This is a genomic window from Lewinella sp., from assembly GCF_050633125.1.
GTDB lineage: Bacteria > Bacteroidota > Bacteroidia > Chitinophagales > Saprospiraceae > Lewinella.
This window is the reverse complement of sequence record NZ_JBOEFX010000195.1, coordinates 1-848: the sequence shown is the minus strand read 5'-3', so window position 1 is coordinate 848 and position 848 is coordinate 1. Positions and strand designations below refer to the sequence as shown.

General features: G+C 48.1%; 1 protein-coding gene. It reads left to right on the top strand.

From position 1 onward, the window contains the following. The coding region (locus ACRBG0_RS27845; protein ID WP_431490104.1) for a GEVED domain-containing protein at positions 1 to 848 on the top strand (848 nt) is incomplete at both ends.

Sequence of the window (848 nt, the reverse complement as noted above, 5' to 3'; positions counted from 1 at the left end):
CGGGAACAGAAGCGACGATAGCTGCATTTATTGATTACAACAAAGACGGAACTTTTGATCCAAATACAGAGAAGTATATTGCGAGTGTACCGAATGGCGCAACGAACGTAACGGTAAGTGTTGGCCCTATTCCAGCAACCTCAGTAGTTGGCCAAGATCTAGGTCTACGTATTCGCCTGGCCAATGATATGGCTGAAGTAATGACTTCTACCGGTATTGCTAATAGTGGTGAAGTAGAAGATTATATGGTACAAATCATCGGTTTTGATTACGGTGATTTACCTGATACCTACACAACTACCGGGCCTGAAGCTCCGCGCCATATTGTGAGTGAAGACCTGAAGCTTGGATCATGTGTAGATACAGAAATTGATGGCCTCCCCGAGGCCATGGCGGGCATGATGCAAGGAGGTGATGATGCTGATCCTGGTCTGGCAACCTTCGGTACATGTACCGATGGTAGCGACGAAGACGGTATCCTGTTCACTCACCCATTCATTCCTGGTAACGAGTCATGTATCACGGTAAGTGCCATGAACATGACCGGTGAAGATGCTGTATTACAAGTATGGATCGACTGGAACGGCGACGGTATGTTTGGTGCTGGTGAAGAATTGGTCTTCAATGATGCTATTGTCCCCCCAGGCGGAGTTGATGGTGCCGAATACTGCTTCCCAGTACCAACCGTCGTTCGTTACAGCGAAGGATCTTTATTCGTTCGTGCTCGCTTGAGTTCGGATGGTGGCCTTGCGCCTGATAGCCAAACCGGCGCTGTACCTTTTGGTGAGATAGAGGACTACAAAGTCAAGCTCAGCAAAGTAGGTAACCTGGTATGGGAAGACTACAAC